The following is a 445-nucleotide window of genomic DNA, read 5'->3' as shown; positions in this document are numbered from 1 at the left end:
GGCCAACACCCTCGATGGCGGCGCAGGCGCTGACACCATGATCGGCGGCGACGGCGTCGACACCTACATCGTCGACAACGTCGGCGATGTAGTGATCGAAACCGATGCCTCGCTGACCGCACTCGACCGCGTGTTCGCGTCCATCGACTACACCCTCGGCGCCAACGTCGAAAACCTGATCCTGACCGGCACGGCCAACCTCAACGGCACCGGCAGCGCGGTCAGCAACCGCATCACCGGCAACGACGGCAACAACATCCTCGACGGTGGTCTGGGTGCCGACACGCTGATCGGTGGTCTGGGCAATGACACCTATATCGTCGACAACGTCGGCGACACCGTCACCGAAACCAGCACCCTGACGAACGAGATCGACACCGTCCGTGCATCGATTGACTGGACACTGGGCGCCAACCTGGAAAACCTCGTGCTCACCGGCAACGCC

1 pseudogene is annotated in these 445 nt (G+C 63.1%); it reads left to right on the top strand.

Going from position 1 to position 445, the window contains the following annotated elements:
* Nucleotides 1-445, top strand: a pseudogene (locus AACY19_RS27360) (serine 3-dehydrogenase); the annotation flags it as partial.

Source organism: Pseudomonas sp. EA_5y_Pfl2_R50 (assembly GCF_963970475.1).
Classification (GTDB): domain Bacteria; phylum Pseudomonadota; class Gammaproteobacteria; order Pseudomonadales; family Pseudomonadaceae; genus Aquipseudomonas.
The sequence above is the reverse complement of the archived record's forward strand: the minus strand, read 5'-3'. Positions and strand labels throughout refer to the sequence as shown.